Source organism: Brevundimonas sp. (assembly GCF_003248455.1).
Classification (GTDB): Bacteria; Pseudomonadota; Alphaproteobacteria; order Caulobacterales; family Caulobacteraceae; genus Brevundimonas.
This window is the reverse complement of the sequence record NZ_QFNM01000028.1, coordinates 12,359-31,744: the sequence shown is the minus strand read 5'-3', so window position 1 is coordinate 31,744 and position 19,386 is coordinate 12,359. Positions and strand designations below refer to the sequence as shown.

21 protein-coding genes are annotated in these 19,386 nt (G+C 69.7%); 9 read left to right on the top strand and 12 right to left on the bottom strand.

The genetic code is table 11. The features are described 5' to 3' along the window. Window positions 1-7 precede the first annotated feature (7 nt). Window positions 8-580, bottom strand: coding sequence for a 16S rRNA (guanine(966)-N(2))-methyltransferase RsmD (gene rsmD, locus DI624_RS11610; protein WP_291538612.1), 573 nt, complete (start codon window positions 578-580; stop codon window positions 8-10). A 3-nt stretch (window positions 581-583) separates the two neighbouring features. Continuing rightward, entirely contained in the window at window positions 584-2,104 is a 1,521-nt protein-coding gene (locus DI624_RS11605) for a pseudouridine synthase (protein ID WP_291538609.1), read from the bottom strand. Between the two features lie 12 nt (window positions 2,105-2,116). Here DI624_RS11605 and tadA point away from each other — a divergent pair, with 12 nt between their 5' ends. Both tadA and DI624_RS11595 read left to right on the top strand, forming a co-directional pair. Next, window positions 2,117-2,575 (top strand): tRNA adenosine(34) deaminase TadA, encoded by a 459-nt coding sequence (tadA, locus tag DI624_RS11600; protein ID WP_291538645.1) that lies wholly within the window; start codon window positions 2,117-2,119, stop codon window positions 2,573-2,575. A 37-nt stretch (window positions 2,576-2,612) separates the two neighbouring features. Then, the gene (locus DI624_RS11595; RefSeq protein ID WP_291538607.1) at window positions 2,613-3,038 is read left to right on the top strand and encodes an MliC family protein; all 426 of its coding nucleotides are present in this window, start codon (window positions 2,613-2,615) and stop codon (window positions 3,036-3,038) included. Here the strand turns inward: DI624_RS11595 and DI624_RS11590 are convergent. Genes DI624_RS11590 through DI624_RS11580 form a run of 3 tightly spaced genes read right to left on the bottom strand, consistent with a single transcriptional unit; the run spans window position 3,035 to window position 5,288 of the window. Continuing rightward, a complete protein-coding gene (locus DI624_RS11590; protein ID WP_291538643.1) occupies window positions 3,035-3,619 on the bottom strand; it encodes a GNAT family protein in 585 nt (194 codons plus the stop codon). The genes DI624_RS11595 and DI624_RS11590 overlap by 4 nt on opposite strands. Next, window positions 3,619-4,725, bottom strand: a complete 1,107-nt coding sequence (gene aroB, locus DI624_RS11585; RefSeq protein WP_291538605.1) for a 3-dehydroquinate synthase — start codon at window positions 4,723-4,725, stop codon at window positions 3,619-3,621. The genes DI624_RS11590 and aroB overlap by 1 nt, the downstream gene beginning before the upstream one ends. Continuing rightward, window positions 4,722-5,288, bottom strand: coding sequence for a shikimate kinase (locus tag DI624_RS11580; RefSeq protein WP_291538603.1), 567 nt, complete (start codon window positions 5,286-5,288; stop codon window positions 4,722-4,724). Before DI624_RS11580 ends, aroB begins: the two co-directional genes overlap by 4 nt. Window positions 5,289-5,413: 125 nt before the next feature. On the opposite strand from DI624_RS11580, the gene DI624_RS11575 reads away from it, so the two are divergent. From DI624_RS11575 to DI624_RS11550, 6 genes are all read left to right on the top strand, one after another. Then, the gene (locus tag DI624_RS11575; RefSeq protein WP_291538601.1) at window positions 5,414-6,316 is read left to right on the top strand and encodes a site-specific tyrosine recombinase XerD; all 903 of its coding nucleotides are present in this window, start codon (window positions 5,414-5,416) and stop codon (window positions 6,314-6,316) included. A gap of 17 nt (window positions 6,317-6,333) precedes the next feature. After that, window positions 6,334-6,558, top strand: a complete 225-nt coding sequence (locus DI624_RS11570) for a DUF1902 domain-containing protein (protein WP_291538598.1) — start codon at window positions 6,334-6,336, stop codon at window positions 6,556-6,558. A gap of 99 nt (window positions 6,559-6,657) precedes the next feature. Further along, complete coding sequence (locus DI624_RS11565) at window positions 6,658-6,852, top strand: type II toxin-antitoxin system HicA family toxin (RefSeq protein ID WP_291538596.1); 195 nt, start codon at window positions 6,658-6,660, stop codon at window positions 6,850-6,852. An 89-nt stretch (window positions 6,853-6,941) separates the two neighbouring features. Continuing rightward, entirely contained in the window at window positions 6,942-7,889 is a 948-nt protein-coding gene (locus tag DI624_RS11560; RefSeq protein ID WP_291538594.1) for an acetyl-CoA carboxylase carboxyltransferase subunit alpha, read from the top strand. Window positions 7,890-8,030: 141 nt separating this feature from the next. Further along, window positions 8,031-8,582 (top strand): response regulator, encoded by a 552-nt coding sequence (locus DI624_RS11555; RefSeq protein WP_291538592.1) that lies wholly within the window; start codon window positions 8,031-8,033, stop codon window positions 8,580-8,582. Then, window positions 8,579-9,058 carry a chemotaxis protein CheE gene (locus DI624_RS11550; RefSeq protein WP_291538590.1) on the top strand — a complete coding sequence of 160 codons (480 nt, stop codon included), beginning with the start codon at window positions 8,579-8,581 and terminating at the stop codon, window positions 9,056-9,058. Before DI624_RS11555 ends, DI624_RS11550 begins: the two co-directional genes overlap by 4 nt. On the opposite strand, the gene DI624_RS11545 is transcribed toward DI624_RS11550, so the two are convergent. The 6 genes from DI624_RS11545 to DI624_RS11520 all read right to left on the bottom strand — a co-directional run bounded on the left by DI624_RS11545 (window position 9,043) and on the right by DI624_RS11520 (window position 17,079). Next, window positions 9,043-10,893: an ABC transporter ATP-binding protein/permease gene (locus DI624_RS11545; RefSeq protein WP_291538641.1), complete on the bottom strand. Its 1,851-nt coding sequence runs from the start codon at window positions 10,891-10,893 to the stop codon at window positions 9,043-9,045. The two genes, DI624_RS11550 and DI624_RS11545, sit on opposite strands and share 16 nt — an antisense overlap. 109 nt (window positions 10,894-11,002) lie before the next feature. Beyond that, entirely contained in the window at window positions 11,003-12,019 is a 1,017-nt protein-coding gene (locus DI624_RS11540) for a low specificity L-threonine aldolase (RefSeq protein ID WP_291538589.1), read from the bottom strand. Next, complete coding sequence (locus DI624_RS11535; RefSeq protein WP_291538587.1) at window positions 12,019-12,969, bottom strand: mechanosensitive ion channel family protein; 951 nt, start codon at window positions 12,967-12,969, stop codon at window positions 12,019-12,021. Before DI624_RS11535 ends, DI624_RS11540 begins: the two co-directional genes overlap by 1 nt. Before the next feature lie 64 nt (window positions 12,970-13,033). After that, window positions 13,034-14,722 (bottom strand): cisplatin damage response ATP-dependent DNA ligase, encoded by a 1,689-nt coding sequence (locus DI624_RS11530; RefSeq protein ID WP_291538585.1) that lies wholly within the window; start codon window positions 14,720-14,722, stop codon window positions 13,034-13,036. Window positions 14,723-14,888: 166 nt separating this feature from the next. Continuing rightward, window positions 14,889-16,706: an ATP-binding protein gene (locus DI624_RS11525; RefSeq protein WP_291538583.1), complete on the bottom strand. Its 1,818-nt coding sequence runs from the start codon at window positions 16,704-16,706 to the stop codon at window positions 14,889-14,891. A gap of 76 nt (window positions 16,707-16,782) precedes the next feature. Continuing rightward, window positions 16,783-17,079 carry a BolA family transcriptional regulator gene (locus DI624_RS11520; protein WP_291538581.1) on the bottom strand — a complete coding sequence of 99 codons (297 nt, stop codon included), beginning with the start codon at window positions 17,077-17,079 and terminating at the stop codon, window positions 16,783-16,785. Between the two features lie 45 nt (window positions 17,080-17,124). Between DI624_RS11520 and DI624_RS11515 the strand changes: the two genes are divergently transcribed. Further along, window positions 17,125-17,793 carry a J domain-containing protein gene (locus DI624_RS11515; RefSeq protein ID WP_291538579.1) on the top strand — a complete coding sequence of 223 codons (669 nt, stop codon included), beginning with the start codon at window positions 17,125-17,127 and terminating at the stop codon, window positions 17,791-17,793. Window positions 17,794-17,796: 3 nt separating this feature from the next. Here DI624_RS11515 and DI624_RS11510 read toward each other — a convergent pair whose 3' ends face one another. Next, window positions 17,797-18,969 carry an N-acetylmuramoyl-L-alanine amidase gene (locus DI624_RS11510; protein WP_291538577.1) on the bottom strand — a complete coding sequence of 391 codons (1,173 nt, stop codon included), beginning with the start codon at window positions 18,967-18,969 and terminating at the stop codon, window positions 17,797-17,799. Window positions 18,970-19,386: the final 417 nt, after the last annotated feature.

Below are 19,386 nucleotides of genomic sequence, written 5' to 3'. Positions count from 1 at the left end.
AAAATCGTCAGGCGCCGGTCCTGGCCCGCAGGAACAGCACCCGCGCCGCGCCATAATCGCGCGCGTCCAGCCGGTCATAGCCGGGCGTGTCGATATCCGGCTCGTCCGATCCGCGCTCGAACACCGCCAGGGCGCCGGGCTTCAGCCAGCCGCCCTCGGCCAGGCGAGCCAGGGTCTGCTCCCCCAGCCCCTTGGCATACGGCGGGTCCAGGAAGGCGATGTCGAATGCCTCCGCGATGGGGCCGGGCCGCGCGCCCAGGTCGGTCGCGCTGCGCCGATGCACCCGCGTGCGCCCCATCAGCCCATAGGCGTCGGCGTTCTCGCGGATGGCGCCGCGCGCGGCGTCGTCGGTCTCCACGAACAGGCCGAAGACCGCGCCCCGGCTGATCGCCTCGAACCCCAGGGCGCCCGATCCGGCGTAGAGGTCGATGACCCGCAGGCCGTGCAGCGGCCGACCCCACGATGCATGTTCCAGAACATTGAACACGGCCTGGCGCGCCCGGTCGGAGGTCGGGCGCGTGCCCTGCCCCTCCGGCGCGACGATGGCCCGGCCCTTCAGGGCGCCGGCGACGATCCGCATGGATCAGCCGCGCGGCGCGCGGGGCTTGCCCCCGGGTCCGCGCCCGCTGGTTCCCGACGGACCGGCCGGTTTGCCGCCGCCCGATCCTGGGCGCGGCTTGAAGTCGCGGCCGCCCACGGCTCCGCCCGAACGGCCGGCGGGCTTGGCGCCCGAACGCGGCCCGGCGGGCTTGCGCCGGTCGTCGATGAACTGGTCGTCGCGAGGCTTGAACGGGCGTTTGGCCCGGTCGCCGCCCTCCTGTGGATTCGAGGCGCGCTTGGGCCGGTCGCCGTCGGCCGCCGTGCGTTCGCGGGGCTTGAAGGTCTTGGCGTGCTCGAACCGGGGCGCGGCCTTGGCCCAGCCCGCCTTCTTGATCGGACGCTCGCGGCGCTCGACGGCATCCGCCTGGGCGGTCTCGGCGGCGCGGACCCGGCTGGGCTTCCTCGACGGGTCCGACATGGCCGAGCCCGAGCGGCCCTTGACGATGGGCGTGGACACCCGACGGCCGGGGATGGGCGCGGGCGTCTCGACCGTATTGCCGGTGGGCAGGTTGTCGGGCCGGATGTAATCGGCCAGCATCTCGCGGATCACGCGCGGCCCGACCTCCTCGACCGCGCCCACGGGCAGGACGTCCAGGCGGAACGGGCCATAGGCCAGGCGGATCAGCCGGTTGACCGTCAGGCCGACCGACTCCAGCACCTTGCGGACCTCGCGGTTCTTGCCCTCGGTGATCGAGATCGAAATCCACAGGTTCGCCGGGGCCTTGCCGTCCTCGGACTTGCTCTCCTTGGCCTTGTCCAGCGTCGCCTCGATGGGGCCATAGGACACGCCGTCCACGACGACCCCGTCCTTCAGCGCGTCCAGCTGGGCTTGGGTGATCTTCCCCCGCGCCCGCGCCCGGTACTGGCGCACCAGCGAGGTCGAGGGCAGCTCCAGCGCCCGGCTCAGTTCGCCGTCGTTGGTCAGCAGCAGCAACCCCTCGGTCGCCAGGTCCAGTCGCCCGACCGAGATCACGCGCGGCAGGCCGGCCGGCAGGGCGTCGAACACCGTCGGCCGCCCGGTCGGATCGCTGTGGCTGGTCAGCAGGCCCGCGGGCTTGTGATAGCGCCAGACGCGCGTCGCCTGGGTCGAGCCGATCGGCTTGCCGTCCACGGTGATCACGTCGTCGCGCGTCACCAGGGTGGCGGGCGTGTCCAGGATGCGGCCGTTGACCGCCACCTTGCCCAGGCCGATCAGCCGCTCGACCTCGCGGCGCGAGGCGATGCCGGCGCGGGCCATGGTCTTGGCGATTCGCTCGGCGCGCAGCGGGGTCTCCGGCGTCTTGGACTTGCCGCTCTTGTCGGTGCGAGGCTTGTCGGTGCGCGGCCGATCGGCCTTGGCCCCGAAACGCTTGGCGCCGTCGTCGCGAGGACTGCGCGGCTTGTCGCCGAATGATCTCGTCCCGTCGCCGCTCTTGCGGGGACCGGAGGATTTGAAGGGCCGCGGCGACCGTTCGTCTTGACGGGCGCGGGGCTTCTTGTCGTTGTCGTCTGTATGGCGGACCATGATGAGCGGTTCATGCGCATGGCGCTGGACCAAGCGCAAGCGGCGGCGGACGCAGGAGAGGTGCCGGTGGGCGCAATTCTTGTCGATCCGACCTCGGGCAAGGTGGTCGCGACCGGCGCCAACGGCCCGATCGGCGCCCACGACCCCACCGCTCACGCCGAGATCGTGGCCATGCGGCGGGGCGCGACGGCGCTGGAGAACTATCGCCTGACCGGCCTGACCCTCTATGTGACGCTGGAGCCGTGCGCCATGTGCGCCGGCGCCATCAGCCACGCCCGCATCGGCCGCGTCGTCTGGGCTGCGGACGATCCCAAGGGCGGAGCCGTCGTCCACGGCCCGCGCCTGTTCGAACAGCCGACCTGCCACTGGCGCCCGGCGACCGACTCGGGGCTTCTGGCGGAGGAGGCGTCGGCCCTGCTCCGGTCCTTCTTCCGCCAGCGGCGGGGAACGGCGCCAGTCCGCGCACGTTAGATCGCCGCGCCAAGCGGCGCCGTTGGAGGAAATCGCGTTGTTCAAGCCGGGTCTGCCGCAGTCGATCGTGTTCAGCGGCCTCGCCGCACTGGCGCTCCTGACCGCCTGCGGCCCCGACCCGGACAAGGCGCCCCGCACCGGCGACGAGGTCAAGGCGCGCGCCATCGAGGCCCAGACCGCCCGTCAGCGCACCGGCGCCGAGATCCAGGACCGCACCCTGAACCGCGTCGTCCACACGGTCTACCTGTGCGACAACGGGGAACGCCTGTCCGTCGACTTCGACAACCCCCGCCAGATGGCCACCGTCCGCAACTCCTCCGGCGAGGCGGTGGACCTGTATCAGGAGCGCGCCGCCGACGGCATCTGGTACCGGGCCTCCAACATCGAACTGCGCGGCAAGGGCGACCTGGCCACATGGTCCGTCGAGGGCCGCCAGCCCACCCAATGCCGCGCGGTCGACTAGAAGGCCACCAGCCGCCGGTCCAGACCCTCACGCACCTCGGGCCAGTCGTCGTCGATGACGGCGAAGATCGCCGTGTCGCGCGCCCGGCCGGTCCAGGTGATCTTGTGCTTCCTCAGCACGCCTTCGGCCTTTGCGCCCAGCTTCAGGATCGCCGCCTGGCTTTGGGCGTTGACGGCGTCGGTGACGATCTCGACCCGCACCGCGCCGGCGTCGAAGGCGTGGCCCAGCAGCAGCCGTTTGCACGCCGGATTGATCGGACCGCCCCGCGCCTCGGGCCGGTAGAAGGTCGAGCCGATCTCGCAGCGCCGATAGGCCGGGTTGATCTCGTACAGACTGGTCGTGCCGACCACCGCCCCGTCCGACCGTCGACGCACCGCATAGGCGATCCGGGTCCCGGCCCGCATGGCCGCCAGAGCGCTCGCCCACCAGCCGTCGAAATGGTCGCCATAGGCGGGCGCGACCATGATGTCCCAGGCGTCCGGATCGCTGTCCAGCGCGACCCGCACCTCGCCCCTCAAAGCCTCCTCGAACGGCTCCAGCCGCACGAACCGATCCTCCAGCAGAACCATGGCGATCCGCATCACGCGGATGCGCCTTCCTCGATCAGGAAGGCCCGCACCTTGGCCGCATCCACCCCCTTGGCGACGAAGGCCCGGCCGATCCCGCGCGCCAGGATCAGGGTCAGCGCCCCGCCCTCGGCCTTCTTGTCGCCCGCCATCAGGGCCAGCAGCCGGTCCGCCGCGAACGCCCCCGCCTGGTCCAGCCGGATCGGCAGGCCCGCCGCCGCGACCGCCGCCTCGACCCGTTCGACGTCGGCCGCCGAACACAGCCCTTCGCGCGCCGAGTAGCGGAACGCCATGCAGCAGCCGAGGGCCACCGCCTCGCCGTGCGCCAGAGCGTCCTCGTCGAACCCGACCTCGGTCTCCACCGCATGGCCGAAGGTGTGGCCTAGGTTCAACAGGGCGCGCCGGCCCGCCTCCTTCTCGTCCTCCCCGACCACGGCGCTCTTGATTTCGATCGAGCGGATCACCGCCCGTTCCAGCGCCGCCGGATCGCCGCCCGCGCCCGCCGCCCCCTGGCCCGCCAGCCAGTCGAAGAAGGCCGAGTCGCAGATCAGCCCGTGCTTCACCACCTCGGCCCAGCCCGAGCGCACCTGCCGTTCCGGCAGGGTGGCCAGAACGTCGATGTCGGCCAGCACCAGACGCGGCTGATGGAAGGCGCCGACCAGGTTCTTGCCGCGCGGCGTGTCGATGGCCGTCTTGCCGCCCACAGAGGAATCCACCTGGGCCAGCAGGGTCGTCGGAACCTGGACGAAGTCGATCCCGCGCATGTAGAGCGCCGCCGCCAGACCGGCCAGATCGCCGACCACCCCGCCGCCCAGGGCCACGACCACGTCCTTGCGATCCAGCCCGATCTCGAGCAGCCGATCCAGCACCCGCTCCAGTTGGGCGAAGGACTTGGACCTCTCGCCCGCCGGCACGGCCAAGATCTCGCTTCCCACGCCCGCCGCCGCCAGGGATTCGGCCAGGGCCGCGCCGTGGATCGCCGCCACCGTCTCGTCCGTGACGATGACCGTGCGCCCTTTCGCCAGGGGCGCGATCCGCTCGCCCGCCTGGGCCAGCAGGCCGCGCCCGACCACGACGTCATAGGCGGCGAAGGCTCCGCCGCTGACCGAGATTGTCGTCATGTCCGGGTCTCCGCGCGTCGCCGGTTGCGCCAGTGCCGGCGCAGGTTCTTGTGGATGGCGTCGACAGCCTGGCCGTGCGAGCCCTGGCCCACGTCCACCGTCAGGTCCGCCTCGCCATAGAGGGGATAGCGGGTCTCGGCCAAGGCGGTCAGCACCGCCAGGGGATCCTTGTCGCGCAGCAGGGGGCGGGTGTCGCGCCGCGCGACCCGCTCGGCGATCACCGCCAGGTCGGCCCTCAGCCAGATGGTGTCGGCGCGTTCCTTCAGCAACGCCCGTGTCTCCGGGTTCATCATCGCCCCGCCGCCGGTCGCCAGGACGATCGGCGGGCCTTCCAGCAGGCGGCGGATCACCCGCGCCTCGCCCGCCCGGAACTCCTCCTCGCCCAGGGCTGCGAAGATTTCCGACACCGTCATGCCGGCGGCCGCCTCGATCTCCACGTCCCCGTCCGCGAACGGCAGTTTCAGCCGATTGGCCAACCGGCGCCCCACCGACGATTTGCCCACCCCCATCAGGCCGACCAGGGCTATGGTGCGCGTCGGCGCCGGATTCGCGCGCCGCCTCATCCGGCGGCCCTGGCGGAACGGACGGTCGAAGGCATGGCGAAGGCGACGGCGCAGGCAGGCATGATCTCTGAAACCTCTACACCAAGCCTGATCCCGCGCCAGCCGTTCGAGGCGTCGATCCTCCGATGACGCCCCAGATCGAGGCCTTTCTGGAGATGATGGCGGTGGAGCGCGACGCCTCGCCCCACACCCTGGCCGCCTATGGCCGCGACCTGGCAGACGCCGAAGCCTGCCTGGCCGGCGACGGCGGGCTGATGGGGGCGGATGCGCAAGCCATTGAGGCCTGGTTCGCCGACCTGTCGCGTCGGGGCCTGTCCGCCGCCACCGCTGCGCGCCGCCGCTCGTCCGCGCGTCAATTCTATCGTTTCGCCCTGGCCGAGGGTTGGCGAACGGACGATCCGTCGCGCCGCCTCGACGCCCCGAAACAGGGCCGCCCCCTGCCCAAGACCCTGTCTCGTGAAGAGATCGACGCCCTGCTGGCCGCGGCCGCCGCGCGCGATGCGGCGGCGGGCCTGCGTCTGGTCGCCCTTGTCGAGATGGCCTACGCCTCGGGCCTGCGGGTCTCGGAGTTGCTGGGGCTGAAGGTCGAGGCGGTGCGGCGCGATCCCGCCTATCTGATCGTGCGCGGCAAGGGCGGCAAGGAGCGCCTGGCCCCCCTTAACGCCGCAGCGCGAGAGGCGATCAAGGCGTGGCTGGCCGCCCGGGACGCCAGACGACAATCGCAGGCGCCGGACAGCCCCTGGCTGTTCCCCTCGTCCGGCCGCAGCGGCCACTTGACCCCGCGCCGCTTCGCCCAACTGCTGGACGAGGCCGCGATTACGGCCGGCATAGACCCCGCCCGCGTCAGCCCCCACGTCCTGCGCCACGCCTTCGCCACCCATCTGCTGGAAGGCGGCGCCGACCTGCGTGTCGTCCAGACCCTGCTGGGCCACGCCGACATCGCCACCACCCAAATCTACACCCACGTCGCCACCGACCGCCTGTCCCAGATCGTCCACCAAAACCACCCCTTGGCGCGCGACGAGTGACAGCGCATATTCCGGCTATGGCTGAAGATTTCTACGTCAAGGCGATCTGGGATCCCGAGGCCGGGGTCTGGTGCAGCGAATCGAACATTGTTGGGCTGGTGCTGGAAACGGCGACGCTCGGCGAGTTCGAGAATCTCGCTCGCCATTTCGCGCCTGAACTTCTAGCGGAAAATGTGGGCGTTCACGGCGCTATCCCCGTGCGCTTCGAAGCGGCCGGCGGGTTCGACGTTATCGCGGCGTGACCTTGCGGTGTTGTCAGGACCGCACCGTACAACGAGCGGTGCATTCTCTGATTTGTGTCGTGACGTCATCAACATTCCAGAACAACTAGTGATCTGGAAATGCCGCAAGACTTCTACCCCGAACTGACCGCCCTCCTCTTCGCCGCCGGTTGGCGTCGCGTCGTCAACGCCAAAGGCAGCCATGAGAAATGGCGGCATCCCGACCAGCCGCACGCGGTCATCGTGCCACGTTCGAAGAGCCGACACACCGCCAACTCAGTCCTCAAACAGGCCGGTTTGCCAAAGGCCTTCTGAACCCGCCGCTTGCCCGGCGGCCTTGACGTCTCTAGGTTCCCCCGCCTTCCTTTAGGGCGTTTTCGCCCGCTGCAGTCCCGGACGCCTTGATGGCCACGCACTATCTCGACTTCGAAAAGCCGATCGCCGATCTGGAAGCCAAGATCGAGGAACTCTCGGCCCTGTCCGACACCTCGGGCGACTTCGACAGCGAGATCGAGGCCCTGCGCAAGAAGGCCGATCAGCTGCGCAAGAAGACCTACGCCGGTCTGGACCCCTGGATGAAGACCCAGGTCGCGCGTCACCCCCAGCGTCCGCACTTCGTCGACTATGTCGCCGGCCTGTTCACCGACTGGAACGAACTGCACGGCGATCGCCAGTTCGGCGACGACCAGGCGATCCTGGGCGGCCTGGCGCGTTTTCGCGGCCGTCCGGTGGTCGTCATGGGCCACGAGAAGGGTCACGACACCACGACCCGCATCACCCACAACTTCGGCATGGCCCGGCCCGAGGGCTATCGCAAGGCCGTGCGCCTGATGGACATGGCCGAACAGTTCGGCCTGCCGGTGCTCAGCTTCATCGACACGGCCGGCGCCTATCCGGGCCTGGGCGCCGAGGAGCGCGGTCAGGCCGAGGCCATCGCTCGCTCGACCGAGCGCTGCCTGACCCTGGGCGTGCCCTCCATCGCCACCATCACCGGCGAAGGCGGTTCGGGCGGAGCCATCGCCATCGCCGCCGCCAGCCGGGTGCTGATGCTCGAGCATTCGATCTATTCGGTGATCTCGCCCGAGGGCGCCGCCGGCATCCTGTGGCGTGACGGCGCGCGGGCCAGAGACGCGGCCATGGCCATGAAGATCACGGGCACGGACCTGCTGCAGCTGAAGATCGTGGATCGCCTGATCGAGGAGCCCACCGGCGGCGCGCACACCGACCGCGACGCCGCCATCGCCAAGGTGGGCGACGTCCTGGCCGAGGAGTTGCGCGGCTTCGCCGGCCTGTCGCCGCAGCAGATCAGGAAGCAGCGCGCCGACCGCTTCTACGCCATCGGCGCCCTGTAGGGACAAGCGCCCGACGTTAACCCGGAATCCACCCTCGTCTGACAGTCTGGCCGCCTATCCACAGCGGTTACGGGGCGCGGGGCCGGCCATGATCAAGACGGCGGGTTCGACCCGAAGCTTCGCCACGCTAGATTGCGCAGCATGAACGGCGGCGAGAGCCTCCGCGAAAGCGCCGTCTTCAACCTGGGCGGCGCCGTGACGATGATCGTGGACGATTCGCCCTTCTCCCTGACCCTGACGGCCAACGCCCTTGCCGGCTTCGGCATCCGCCCCAGCTTCGCCATCGGCAGCGGCGCCGAGGCCAAACAGCTGCTGGCCGAAAAGACCATCGACCTTCTGGTCGTCGACACCGACATGCCCGACATCGACGGGTTCGAGCTGATCCGCTGGCTGCGCCGGTCCGGGCCCAACCCCAACGCCTTCATTCCCGTCATCATGACCGCCAGCCACATCCGGCGCGGCCGGGTGGCCGAGGCGCGCGACTGCGGCGCCAACTTCGTCGTGACCAAGCCCTTCAGCCCGGCCCTTCTGCTGGAGCGGATTCTGTGGGTCGCGCGCGACACCCGCCCCTTCCTGGAGGTCGGCGACTATCTGGGACCGGATCGCCGGTTCCGCCACACCGAGTACGAGGGCGTCGAACGCCGCGCCGACATGTTGCGCCGCAAGACCGCCGTGGAGAGCGTGGCCCTATGACCGTCATCACCCACACCCAACGGCGCTCGCGCCTGGCCGAGATGGTGGATCGCCCCGGCGGCGTCAGCGTCGGCGCCGCCTTGGCCCAGGCCCAGGCCAATCTGGACGCCCTGCAGGACCAGGCCCGCGCCATCATCGCAGACAATATCGCCGCCCTGCTGGCCAGGCCCGCGCCCGACCTGATCGAGCCGCTGCGGCTGGACGCGGCCTATTCGGCCTCCAGCCAGATCATCGACGCGGCAAGCCCCTTTTCGATGGATGATCTGTGCACGGCGGCCAAGGGGCTGTGCGACCTGCTGGACGCGGCGCCGCGCCAGGGCGGCTTCGACTGGCGCATCGCCACCGTCCACGCCCAGGCCATGAAGGTGCTGCTGTCCCTGCCGCCCGAAGAAGCCCAAGCCCGCAGCGCCATTCTGAGCAATCTGCACGAAGTGCTGAAGCGCAAACTTCCGGCGGAGACTCAATCGGAAGGCTGAGCCGCCTTTCCGGCCCGCGTCTGCTTCTTCCACAGGGCGGCGTATTCCCCGCCTTGGCGCGCCACCAGTTCGTGATGGGCGCCGCGTTCGACGATGCGACCGGCCTTCAGCACCAAGATCTGGTCCGCGTCGGCGACGGTGGACAGACGGTGCGCCACGACCAGGGTGGTGCGGCCCTTTCTGGCCTTTCTCAGCGTCTTCTGGATCGCCGCCTCGGTGCGGCTGTCCAGGGCGCTGGTCGCCTCGTCCAGGATCAGGATGCAGGGATCGGCCAGCAGGGCGCGGGCGATGCCGACCCGCTGACGCTCGCCGCCCGACAGCTTCAACCCCCGCTCCCCGACCTTGGTCTGCATCCCCTCGGGCAGGCCCCGGATGAAGTCGGCCAGCTCCGCCGCTTCGGCCGCCGCCCAGACCTGGGCCTCGTCGGCGTCGGGACGGGCGAAGGCGATGTTGGCGGCCAGGGTGTCGTTGAACAGGGCCACGTCCTGCGGCACCAGGGCGACCGCCGCGCGCAGCGACGCCTGGGTCACGGCGCGCGCGTCGTGGCCGTCGATCAGCACCCGCCCCTCTTGCGGGTCCAGCAGGCGCAGGGCCAGTTTGACGATGGTCGACTTGCCCGCACCCGACGGCCCGACCAGGGCCGTCGTCGTGCCCGGCGCGGCGAAGAAGCTGACGTCTTCCAGGCCGTTGGCCCTGGCGTCGTGACGGAAGCCGACCCGCTCGAACGCCACCGACGCGCCGCGCGCATCGACCGGGCGCGGCAGGGGGACGGCGTGGGGGGCGTCGGCCACCTGGGGCGTCTGGCGCGTCACCTTCAGCATCTCCTCCATGTCGATGAAGGACTGGCGGATTTCCCGATAGGCGAAGCCCAGGATGTTCAGGGGCGCATATAGGGAGATCATGATCAGGACGGCGGCCGTCACGTCGCCCGGCCCCATCCGCCCCGCCGCCGCCTCGAACCCCGCCATCACCGCCATAACGCCCAACCCCAGGTTCATCACCAGGGCCTGCATTCCGTTCAGCATCGCCAGCGAGCTGTTGGCCTTCAGCGAGGCCTGGGCGTAGTCGCCCAGCGCCCGTTCATAGGTCTGAGCGGCGCGGGTTTCGGCGCCGAAGGACTTGACCGTCTCGTAGTTCAGCAGGGCGTCCACCGAGACGCCTGCGGCCTCCGAATCGGCGGCGTTCATGATGCGCCGATGCTCCAGCCGCCAGTTGGACATGGCGAAGGTGGCGATGGTGTAGATCGCCACCACGGCGACGGCGACGGCGGCGAACCGCCAGTCGTATTTCCCGCCCAGCACCGCCGCGGCCAGCAGCAGTTCGACTCCGGTCGGGACCAGGTTGAAGGCCAGGATGCGCAACAGGAAGTCGACCGCCCGCGATCCGCGATCCATCGTCCGCGACAGGGCGCCCGAGCGTTTTGTCTGGTGGAAGTCCAGCGACAGGCTGAGCGCATGGGCGAAGGCCTCGGCCGCCGTGGCGCGCTGGGCGGCGGCGCGGACGGGGGCGAACACCACGTCCGAAATCAGAGGCGAGGCCGCCGACAGAAACCGCACCAAGGTCCAGCCCAAGGCAAAGGCAGCGAACCCCCAGCCGACGGCGACCGCTGTGCCCTGCCCCGCCGCCAGACGGTTCACCGCCGCGCCCAGCACCAGGGGCGCCAGGACGCCCAGCCCTTTGCCCGCCAGGGTCAGCACAATGGCCGAGATCAGCCGCAGCCGAAGATGAGGCGCGCCCGAACGCCCCACCAGCCGCGCCAGGTCCGCCAACGCCTTCAGCGTCGGCGGTCCATCCGAATTGTCCTGTATGCTCCCTGCCTGCTGCGCCTTGACCATCGGGTCGCGCCGGCTGCCGGAGCGCTCGCCGAGCATCGCCATTCCCCGCATATGCAAGACCTTTGCGACGGGCGAAAGGCCGCGCCGCGCTCCCGGCGCGGATTCGGGCTCAATCCAGGGCGACGATCGCCTCGATCAGCTCGTCCACCGCCGCGCTCTGTGTCGCCCACGAGCAGACGAACCGCACCGATCCGTCGTCGAACGCATAGCAGGCCCAGCCCGCCGCGTTCAGGCGGGCGTGCGCCTCGGGCGACATCCGCACGAAGACGGCGTTGGCCTCGACCGGGTGGGCCAGGACGAATGACGCGCGCGTAGCGATGCCGGCCGCCAGCCGCTGCGCCATCAGATTGGCGTGGGCGGCGCCCGCCTCCCAGTCGCCGCTTTCCAGCAGGCCCAGCATCGGCCCGGACAGCAGCCGCGCCTTGGACGCCGTCTGGCCGGCCTGTTTCAGCCGATTGTCCAGCCGCCGCGCCAGGGTCTTGTCGAACAGGACGATGGCCTCGGCGCAGTTGGCGCCGGCCTTGGCGCCGCCGAACACCAGCACGTCCACGCCAAGGCGCGGAATATCCTTCAGGTCGAAGCCCGCCGCCGCCGCATTGGCCAGCCGCGCGCCGTCCATGTGCACGCCATAGCCCAGCGCCTTCACCGGCTCGATCAGGTGGCGCAACTCCTCCTCGGTATAGACCGCGCCGTATTCCGTCGCCTGGGTCAGGGACAGGGCGGCAGGCGGCTGGCGATGGCCGACCTCGGCCTCGCCTAGTTGCGCCTCGAGGGCCAGGGTGTCGATCTTGCCCGAGAAGCCCGGCAGCCCGATCAGGCCGACGCCGTGGCCGAAAAAGCCCGGCGCCCCGGTCTCGTCGGTGCAGATGTGGGCCGAATGGTGGGCCAGCACCGCCTCAAAGGGCTGGGCCAGCATCGACAGGGCGATGGCGTTGGCCGCCGTGCCGCTGAAGACGAACCGCACCTCCGCGTCGGCGTCCAGCCGCTGGCGGATCTGGTCCGCGGCCCGCGCGGTGACGTCGTCGGCGCCGTAGGCCCGGGCGAACCCCTTGTTGGCGCGCACAAGCCCCTCGATGGCGCTGAGCGCCATGCCGGCGGTGTTGTCGGAGCCGAAATCGTAACGCATCAGCGGGTCGTGGCCTTCCGGTCCGCGTGGTCGTCGTCGGCGGTCTTGACCCGCACCACCGGCATGACGTCCTCGTCGCCATAGGGCACGGCGACCTGGTGCGGGAAGGGAATCTCGATCCCGGCGGCGTCCAGCGCCTCCTTGCCGCCCTGCATCAGGTCGGCCTGAGTCTGCCACCAGTCGCCGACCTCGACCCAGGCGTGGAGCGTGACCTGCACCGCGCTGTCCAACAGGCCCGTCACGCCGGACCAGGGTTGCGGATCGTGCAGCACCTTGTCGTGGGCGCCCGCCACGTCGGTCAGAACCCTGCGCGCCTGGTTCAGGTCGTCGCCATAGCCGACGGTGAAGTTGATCTCGATCCGGCGCGTCTTCTGGCCGGTCAGATTGGTCAGGGAATCGCCCAGGACCTTGGAGTTCGGAATGACGATCTTGTGGTTGTTGGCGTTCGACAGTTGGGTGGTGAACAGGTCCAGACGCTGGACCGTGCCCGACATGCCGCCCACGTCCACCACGTCGCCGACCTTGTAGGGTCGCAGGATCAGAAGCATGATCCCGGACGCCACGTTCGTCAGCGTGCCCTGCAAGGCCAGGCCGACCGCCAGCGACGCCGCGCCCAGAACCGCGATGATCGAGGTCGTCTGCACCCCCAGCCGCTGCAGCACCGCGATCATGCCGATGATGATGACGACGATCCGCACCACCTGAACGGCGAAGCTGAGCACCGTCGGGTCGTGGCGGAATCCGCGCACGCGGGACAGGGTTCTGCGCGCGGCCCCGGACGCCCATTTCGCCGCGAACAGGGTCGCGACGAAGATCAGGGCGGCGATGCTGAAATTGATCGCGAAGTCGCCGGCCATGTCGGTCAGCTTGGCGATCATGGCGGCGTCCACGGCGATGGCCTGGCGTCCTGCGGCGACGGCTTCGGCGATGGGGGCTGCGGTATTGGACATGGGCCGGGTCTAACGCCTGGCGCGCCGATTGGAACCCCCGGGGCCCGATTTTCGGGGCCTGTTTTCAGGCCTTGGCGATCCGGCCGCCGCCGCTTTCGATGGCGTCCAGCAGGTCCATCACAGCGTCCAGGGTGTCGGCCTCTCGCGCCGGCTTGTCCCAGCGGATGCGACTGACGCGGGGAAAGCGCATCGCCACCCCCGACTTGTGCCGCGTCGATCGGTTCAGCCCCTCGAAGGCGATCTCCAGCACCAGACCGAAGTCGCGCTCGGCCCGCACCGAACGGACCGGCCCGAAACGGTCCACCGTGTGGTCGCGCACGAACTTGTCCAACTGTTTCAACTCCTCGTCGGTAAAACCGAAATAGGCCTTGCCGACCGGCGTCAGCGTCCCCTCCTCGGTCCAGACGCCGAAGGTGTAGTCGGAATAGAAGCTGGAGCGTTTGCCGTGCCCGCGCTGGGCGTACATCAGGACGGCGTCGATCACATGCGGATCGCGTTTCCACTTGAACCACGGCCCTTTGGGCCGCCCCGCCAGATAGGCGCTGTCCCAGCGTTTCAGCATCAGCCCCTCGGCGGCCGCCCCCACCGGCGGATCGGCCCGAAGCTGGGCCAACCGATCCCAGCCGCCGTATTCGACCAGGGGCGACAGGTGCAGCCGTCGGCCCGCATGGCCGGCCACCAGAGCCTCCAGCCGCGCGCGGCGCTCACGCAGCGGCAGGCCCCTGAGGTCCTCGCCATCCTGGGCCAGCAGGTCATAGGCCACCACCGCCGCCGGAAAGGCCTGCATGGCCTTGGCGTCCACGGTCTTGCGGTTCAGCCGCTGTTGCAGATCGCCGAACGGCGCCGCCGCCCCGTCGCGCCAGACAATCAGTTCGCCGTCGACGGCCCCCTCGAAGGCCAGGGCGTCCATCACGTCGGGAAAGGCGGCCGAAATCTCGTCGCCGGTCCGCGAGTACAGCTTGCGCGCCTCGCCCTCCAGCACGGCCTGGACGCGTATGCCGTCCCACTTCCATTCGGCGGCGTAGTCGGCCGGCGACAGTTTCGGCAGATCGACCGCCTCGTCGACCGCGACCGCCAGCATGACGGGGCGGAACCGACCGGGCGCGTCCGGGCTGGGGCGATCCGCCCGTCCCTCCAGCCAGGCGAACAGATCGGCGTAGGGGGGCTCCACCGCATGCCAGACCTCCTCGATGGCCGAGGCGTCCAGCGCTTCCAGCGCCGTCTCCCCCTCATGGCCGTCCGGCGACGGGGGGGCGGGCGCGGCGTCGGGGCGCATCATCGCCGCCGCCGTCTTGGCCAGCCGCGCCGACAGGCCGACGCGCAGCGCCCCGGTCATCAGTTTCAGCAGCGCCCACCGCCCCTTCGGCTCCAGCGCGTCCAGCCAAGTCTCAAGCAGGCCCCGCACCTCGGCCCGGCTGGCGGTCCTCAGCGCCTCGACCACCTCGCTCAGTTCCGGCTCGCGGTTGGGGCGCCGGTCGGGTGCGGCCGGCCAGATCAGGGCGACCGTCTCGGCCAGGTCGCCGACATAGTCGTAGGACCAGCCGAACAACACGCTGTCCACCCGCCCCTCCACCGCCTTTCGGATCATGGCCGGCTTTGCGGCGTCGAACGTCAGGTCGCCGGTCAGGGCCGCCAGGGCCCATCCCCGGTCAGGGTCCGGCGTCGCCCGCAGATAGTCGCGCACCAGGACCAGTTTGGCGTTGCGCGACGCGGTCAGGGACAGGCGGTCCAGAAGCTCGGCGAAGGCGTGCATTTCCATCCTTGAAGCCTGGTCGTTTCAGCCGAAACCGCGACGCGGCTCCTCCGAAAGCGCGAACAGGCTTTCGCTGTCACGGCGCGCCGGGCGCCGCCTCCCTCCACAACGAAGAAGGCCCTGGAGGTTTCCCTTCGACAGGCGCCGCGGATCGTCGAGCCTGGCGTCAGGCGGCGACCGAGGTCTCGGCCGGGGCGGCCGTCTGGGCCACCGCCTCGCGTCCGCCGCTCGCCCGTCCCATCAGGGCGGCCAGGGCGGCGAAGTCGATGGGCTTGTTCAAATAGGCGTCGGCCCCGGCGTTCAGCCCCGCCTCGTGATCTTCCGACCGCGCCGAGGCCGACAGCACCACGATCGGCGTGTCGGCGTTCAGCCCCCCGCCGTCGCGGATCAGGCGCGTCGCGCTCAGCCCGTCCATCACCGGCATGTTCACGTCCATGATGATGAGGTCGAACGGCTGGTCGGCGGCGATGTCCACTGCGGCCCGGCCGTCTTCCGCCGCGGTGGCGACATGGCTGGCGGAATTCATCCAGGCCTCCAGGATCATGCGGTTGACCGGATGGTCCTCGACCACCAGCACCCGCAGCGATTCGCCGCCCACGATCTCGGCATGGACCTCTTCGGCCACGACCGGCTTGGCCCATTCCACCACCTCGGCCTCGAGATCCAGGGTGAAGCAGGAGCCTTCGCCCAGTTTGGAGGTCACGGTGATGTCGCCGCCCATGATGTTGGCCATGCGCCGCGCGATGGTCAGGCCCAGCCCCGTCCCGCCGAACCGGCGCGTGGAAGAACTGTCGACCTGGGTGAAGGGCATGAACAGCCGCTCCAGATCCGCCGCCGCGATCCCCGCGCCGCTGTCGCACACTGCGAATTCGAACCGCACGCGCTGGTCCGATATCCGGTGCGCCCGCACGATGTAGTGGATGCGCCCCGCCTCGGTGAACTTGACCGCATTGGACAGGAGGTTCTGGACCACCTGGCAGACCCGCAACGGATCGCCGCGCACGACCGTCGGCATCTCGCCTTCGAAGGTGGTGACGAACTCCAGCCCCTTGGCCTCGGCCTGGGCCTCGAACGGGCCGGTGATGCGCTTGTGCAGGCTGTCGACGGCGATGTCGACGGCCTCGAAATTCATCTTGCCCGCCTCGATCTTGGTCATGTCGAGGATGTCGTTCAGCAGCGACAGCAGATTGTCGCCCGAGTTGCGGATGATCGACAGATATTCACGCTGGGTCGTCTCCAGCCGCGTGGCGCTCAGCAGTTGAGCGGCGCCGAGCACCCCGTTCATCGGCGTGCGCAGCTCGTGCGAGATCACGCCCAGAAAATTGGACTTGGCTTCGTTGGCGGCGTTGGCCTTGTCGCGGGCCGCTTCCAGCTCCTCGATCAGGTGCGCCTGGTGCTGCTGGAAGGCGCGGATGCGGTTCTCGCGCAACAGGGTCATCGTGACCAGAACAAACAGGCCCGCCGCCGTGAACGGCACCACCATCAGCATGGACCAGAACTCGTCCGTGCCCCACAGGCTCATCAGGATGACGACCGCCGCCGCTCCATAGGGCGAGGAGATGATCAAGGCCTGGCGCGGCGAACTGCGCAGCTGGGCGAACACCAGCACATAGCCGGATATGATCAGGGCCAGCGCCAGGGGCTGGCCGAAGCTGGTGCCCGAAAACCAGGCCAGCAGCGGCGCCGCCGCCCAGGCGCCGGTCGTCACGGTGGCGACGACGGGGAACAGCATGCCCCAGCCGGCGTCGACTCGGTGGCTCAGCCGATGCTCGACCACCCCGCGGATCGAACCGGCGGCCAGCGTCAGGACGAACCACAGCGCGGCCTTCAGCCAGCCGATGGTGCCCAACAGGCCCAGCGCCCAGGAGGCGATGATCATATAGCGCAGGTATTGCGTCTGCAGGATCGCGGTCAGGGCCTGGGACGCATCCCCGGCGCGCTGATCGACTGGCAGCGCCTTGGCTACGCCGTCCGATTCCACCATGGCCAGAGTCCCCGCCTTCCATTTGGTCGCGTGACGCTAGGACGAAGTTTCTAAGACGATGTGAACGCTGTTTTCCTTACCCGGCCTCCTGAGGGGTCAGGGCCTTGATCGACAGGGCGTGGATCGGCCCGGCCAGTTCCGCTTTCAACAGCGCGTTGACCGCCCGCTGGCGCGCCAGTCGCGACAGCCCCTGGAAAGCGTCGGACACGATCACCAGATTGAAGTGGCTTTCGCCGCCGGGCGTGGCGTCCATTCCGCCGTCGTGGTGGTGGCCGGCGTGACGCCAGCTGTCATCCTCGATCTCCAACCGCCGGGGGGCCAGGCCTTCCGTCAGTTTTTCACGAATAATCGCCGCGACCGGGCCTTCCGACATGATCGATTCCTTGATGCCGTCCAATTCGGCCCTACACTTCGGCTGATGTCCGCCTCCTTTCAATACAAGCCGCGCTTCACCGACATCCGCGTGAAGCCGCCCAAGCCCGAGGAGGAGGCGGCCCAGGCCGACGTCCTGCACCTCAAGCCCGGCGAGAAGCCGTGCCAGTGGCCCGACTGCCGGAAGGCCGCGACCGCCAAGGCGCCCAAGTCGCGCGACCGGCTGAACGACTTCTACGATTTCTGCCAGGCCCACGCCGGCGAATACAACAAGGGCTGGAATTTCTACGCCGGCATGAGCGAGGGCGAGGTCCGCGCCGCCCAGGAGAACGAGGCCATGACCGGCGGCCGTCCGACCTGGGAGATGAAGGCCGGCAAGTTTTCGCGCGAGGCCGCCGCCTTCGCCGCCAAGATGGGTACGGCCAACACGACGGGCGCCGGCTCGTGGCGCGACAGCTTCGGCCTGTTCGGCCGTCGCGGGGACCAGACGCCCCAGTCCCCGACCGAGGACCGGCGCGTCGGCAAGCTGGAACGTGCGGCCCTGGCCGACCTGGGCTTGGACCCCGGCGCCGACAAGATCAGGATAAAGGCCAGCTATCGCGAGATGCTGAAACGCTTCCACCCCGACACCAACGGCGGCGACCGCGGCGCCGAGGCCAAGCTTCAGCGCGTCATCAAGGCCTGGAAGACGCTGAAGAAGGCCGGCCTGGCCTAAGGCTTAGGACTGGTCGGCGGCCACGTCGTTCGATGCGGTCATCAGGGGGACGGCCGGCTCGCGGAAATAGCGGTCGATCCCGTCCGCGACCGTCTTCATCAGGCGGCGGCGCGCGCGTTCGTCGGTCAGCATCCGCTCGTCCTCGGGATTGGTGATGAAGCCCATCTCCAGCAGCACCGCCGGCACGTCGGGCGCCAGCAGCACGGCCAGACCGGCGTCGCGGTGGCTGCGGCGCAGGAGCGGCGTTTCCGAGCCTTCCAGATGAGTCAGCAGCACCCGGGCGAACTGGGCCGAACGGTTCTGGGTCGCGCGCTGGGTCATGTCCAGCAGGATGCGGTCCACCGACGGATCGCGCCCCGGCAGATGCAGTTCGCGGTGCCAGTTGTCGCCGCGCGTGAACTCGCGCACCGCCCGGCCGGCGCCCTGTTCGGACAGGGTATAGACGCTGGCCCCGCGTAGGGCCGGATCGGCGCCGGCGTCGGCGTGCAGCGAGATGAACAGGTCCGCATCCGCCTGGCGCGCAATGGCCACGCGGCGATACAGATCGACATACCGGTCGTCGTCGCGGGTCAGGCGCACGCGATAGCGGCCGGTGCGCTCCAACTCGTTCTTCAGGGCCAAGGCGGCGGCCAGGGTGACGGTCTTTTCGCGCGCGCTGGCCCCGCTGGCGCCGGGGTCGGCGCCGCCATGGCCGGCGTCGATGACGATCAGGGGCTTTTCGGCGCGGCGCGGCGTCGGCGGCGCGGGCGAAGGCGCGCGGGCGGCGGCGACGGCCCCGCCCACCGCCTTCAGGTCGATGACGTAGCGATAGTGGCCGACTCCGTCGCCGGGCGGCAGCAGGAAACGTCGTTCGATCTCGCTGCCGCGCGCCAGCTCCAGCTGGATGCGCGACGATCCGCCCGAGGACGAGACGGCGTAGGACCGGACCAGTCCCGATCCGTCCCCGTTCAGCCCCCGTCCCGGCGCCACGCCGTTCAGGGCCAGAGTGATTCGTCCCCCTCTGCCCGTGTCGACGACGCGGCCCTGCGCGGCCTTTTCCAGATCGATGACCACGCGGGTCCGATCGCCGTCGGCGCCGAAGCGCACGCTGATCACATCGCCCTGGGCGCCCCAGGCCAGACCGCGCGTGCCGAACAGGCCGACGGCGCAGATGACCGCGAAGGCCAGGGCGGTCATCGCCCATTCCTTCGCGCCCCAGCGCATCAGACCTGTCAAAACGCGACCGCTCATTGCGCTGGCGAACCTACTGAAAGCCTACTCGACCGCCAGGATGCCAGAGGCTCGTATTCAGGGGGTTAAGGCGAACGCCTTTTAATTCGCGAGTTGCGTGACTATGCTGTGACCGCTCGCGAACCGATCGCGCCGATTTCGCCCGTGCGAAGCCTGGCGCGCCCTCCTCGCGGCGCTGACTTTCACCAATCCTAGAATCTCCCGGCATCGCCGAGGATTCGAAGAGCGGACCAGGGACGCGGCCTTCCCAAGGGATTGGCGCGCCCGGTTCAGGACCGACGACTTCCATGGGCCTTAACGCCTGCGCACCCCAACGGCTTGATCAAGCCCGCTTCGCCGTTCTCGGCGAGGGGATGTCGCGCG